This is a genomic window from Bradyrhizobium sp. LTSP857, assembly GCF_000938285.1.
Classification (GTDB): Bacteria; Pseudomonadota; Alphaproteobacteria; order Rhizobiales; family Xanthobacteraceae; genus Bradyrhizobium.
In genome coordinates this window covers 1-2,500 of record NZ_JYMS01000032.1, presented here as the reverse complement: position 1 = coordinate 2,500, position 2,500 = coordinate 1, and the positions used below count along the sequence as shown (strand labels likewise).

Genomic DNA, 2,500 nt, shown 5'->3' with positions numbered 1-2,500 from the left:
CTGTTCAGCGGCCACCTACCGGATGATGGGGTGATCTGCGAGTCTGCGGTTCGATTTGGACCGTTAGGCTTAGAATGGACACAGTGCATACTGCTATCACGGAGCCGGTACGGCGGCTTGAGGTCTTCACCGGCGCCGGCCGTCGGCGGAAGTGGAGCGACGAGGACAAGGCGCGGATCGTCGCGGAGATTGTGGCGAGCGGCGACTCGGTCTGTTCGGTAGCCCGACGGCATGGATTGTCACCGCAGCAGTTGTTTGGCTGGCGACGTCAGTTGCGAGAGGCAGCAGGCGGTCATTCCGAAATAGAAGAAGTGCAGTTTGTGCCGGCGGTGGTGGATGTCGCAGTGCCGGCGCCTGCTCTTGGCCGGGAGCGCAAAGTGGCGCGCTGCAAACCCAAACCGGATGTCCGAACTTGCCGTTGCGATGCCGGGATCATCGAGATCGAAGTCGACGGCATCACGATCCGGGCCGGTCGTGGTGCGGACACGGCAATGATTGCGTCGATCGTCCAGGCGCTGAAGGCGAGCCGGTGATCGGTCCGTCGGGTGCGGTCCGGGTGATGGTGGCGACCAAACCGGTGGACTTCCGCAAGGGGATGGAAGGGCTTGCGACCCTGGTGCGCGAGAGCATGGGGGCTGACCCATTCTCGGGAGCTGTCTATGTGTTCCGTGCCAAGCGGGCGGATCGGATCAAGCTGGTGTTCTGGGACGGAACGGGTCTGTGCCTGTTCGCCAAACGGCTTGAGGATGGGATCTTCCGCTGGCCGAAGATCGAGGACGGCGTGATGCGTCTGTCGGCGGCGCAATTGTCGGCGCTGTTGGAAGGGCTCGACTGGCGGCGTGTCCACGAGGTACGGGAGACGCCAGCGCCAACGCAAGCCGGATAGTTGTTGGCAGCGCTGCGGCGAAGTGAATCAGGGGCATCGAGCGCGTCGCCAGATGGCGGCGAATATGCTCTGAATTGCGTGTGAGCGACGCCCTGCCTGACGATCCCGAGACGCTGAAAGCGATGCTGCTTGCCGAGCGGTGCGAGAGCGAACGGCTGCGTCAGATCATCAAGGAATTGCAGCGGCATCGGTTCGGCCGGCGGGCAGAGACCTTGCCTGAAGATCAGATGCTGCTGGGCCTGGAAGATGTCGAGCAGGTCGCAGCGTACAGCGAGACGGCGCAGGACGTCAGCGCACCTGAAAGCCGTGAGGCTCGGGCTCGCAAGCGCCGGATCAACCGTGGCGCCTTGCCAGCGCACTTGCGGCGGATCGAGGTCGTCGTCGATATCGACAATAAGATCTGCTCCTGTTGCCAGGGCGAGTTGCACCGGATCGGCGAGGATAGAAGTGAGCGGCTGGACCTGGTCCCGGCGCAGTTCCGGATCCTCGTCACCCGGCGTCCCAAATACGCCTGCCGGGCTTGCGAGGACGGTGTCATGCAGGCGCCGGCCCCGGCCCGGCTGATCGAGGGTGGTCTGCCGACCGAGGCCACCGTCGCCCAGGTCCTGGTCTCCAAATATGCCGATCACCTGCCACTCTACCGGCAGGCGCAGATTTACGCCCGCCAGGGCATTGAGCTTGATCGTTCGACGCTGGCGGACTGGGTGGGACAGGCAGCCTTCCATCTGCGCCCGTTGCATGAGCGGCTCCTTGGCAAGCTCAGGCAGCGGCCAAAGCTGTTCGCCGACGAGACGACGATGCCGGTGCTCGATCCCGGCCGCGGGCGCACCAAGACCGGTCAGCTCTGGGCCTATGCGGCGGACGACCGGCCATGGGGCGGTGCCGATCCGCCGGGCGTCGCCTATGTCTATGCGCCCGACCGCAAGGCCGACCGACCGATCGCTCATCTGGCAGGCTTCAAGGGGATCCTGCAGGTCGACGGCTATGCCGGCTATGGCAGGCTCGCCGAGCGTGGCAACGTTCAGCTTGCATTCTGCTGGTCGCACATGCGGCGTAACTTCTACGAACTTGCCACCCCCGGTCCTGCGCCTATTGCGAGCGAGGCGCTCAAGCATATCGCCGAGTTCTATGCCATCGAGAAGGACATCCGCGGCCGCAGCGCCGAGGAACGTCGTCTCGTTCGACAACAGAAAAGCCGGCCGCTGGCGGAAGCCTTCGAGCTGTGGCTCCGCGCAAAGCTCGCGTTGATCAGCCAAAAGGGCAAGCTGGCAGACGCCATCCGTTATGCGCTCTCACGCTGGGATGGCCTGACGGGCTTCATCGATGATGGCCGTATCGAGCTCGACAATAACGCCGTCGAGCGCTCGATCCGTCCGATCACGTTGAACCGTAAAAATGCGCTGTTCGCAGGCTCCGACGGCGGTGCCGAGCACTGGGCCACCATCGCCTCCCTGGTCGAAACCTGTAAGCTGAACGACCTCGATCCGCTTGCCTACCTGACCGACGTCCTCACCAGGATCGTCAATGGTCATCCGAATAGCGAGATCGATCAGTTGCTTCCGTGGGCCTATTGCCGTCACGACCTCAGAGCTGTGGCCTGAAAACAGCGCTTAC

Annotated in this window: 3 protein-coding genes; all 3 read left to right on the top strand. The window is 63.7% G+C overall.

Going from position 1 to position 2,500, the window contains the following annotated elements; all coding sequences use genetic code 11:
• Positions 1-74: 74 nt before the first annotated feature.
• The 3 genes from tnpA (at position 75) to tnpC (ending at position 2,487) form a co-directional block, all read left to right on the top strand.
• The gene (gene tnpA / locus UP06_RS20785) at positions 75-533 is read left to right on the top strand and encodes an IS66-like element accessory protein TnpA (RefSeq protein ID WP_045005335.1); all 459 of its coding nucleotides are present in this window, start codon (positions 75-77) and stop codon (positions 531-533) included.
• The gene (gene tnpB, locus UP06_RS20780; protein WP_045004130.1) at positions 530-886 is read left to right on the top strand and encodes an IS66 family insertion sequence element accessory protein TnpB; all 357 of its coding nucleotides are present in this window, start codon (positions 530-532) and stop codon (positions 884-886) included. The genes tnpA and tnpB overlap by 4 nt, the downstream gene beginning before the upstream one ends.
• A 122-nt stretch (positions 887-1,008) precedes the next feature.
• On the top strand, positions 1,009-2,487 hold the full coding sequence (gene tnpC / locus UP06_RS20775; RefSeq protein ID WP_045004267.1) for an IS66 family transposase: 1,479 nt from the start codon (positions 1,009-1,011) through the stop codon (positions 2,485-2,487).
• Positions 2,488-2,500: the final 13 nt, after the last annotated feature.